Genomic DNA, 271 nt, shown 5'->3' on the forward strand with positions numbered 1-271 from the left:
GCTGAAGATCGCGCTCGGGTGCTCGCCGTCGAGATAGGCCGTTCCGGCCAGGAAACGGTCGACGCGGTTGCCGTACGTGTCGCCCCACGCACCCACATCGCCGCGCGGCGGGGTGTAGTCGATCGTGTCGATCGCCGCGCCCGTCTCCCCGTTGAACACCGTCAGGAACTCCGGTCCCTGCAGCACGTATCCACTGCTGTTGCGGTGGTCGGCGCTCACATTGCCGATCGGAGTGCCCACGCCGTCGATCGTGCCGTCCGCGGTCTTCATG

The 271-nt window shown here is 67.5% G+C and carries 1 protein-coding gene; it reads right to left on the reverse strand.

Going from position 1 to position 271, the window contains the following annotated elements; translation table 11 throughout:
* Positions 1-271 (reverse strand): rhamnogalacturonan lyase family protein (locus tag SB660_RS20710; RefSeq protein WP_486304210.1); only part of this gene is annotated, 271 nt, incomplete at both ends.

Origin of the sequence: Bacillus sp. SIMBA_005 (genome assembly GCF_046535585.1) — a bacterium.
Taxonomy (GTDB): Bacteria; Bacillota; Bacilli; order Bacillales; family Bacillaceae; genus Bacillus; species Bacillus pumilus.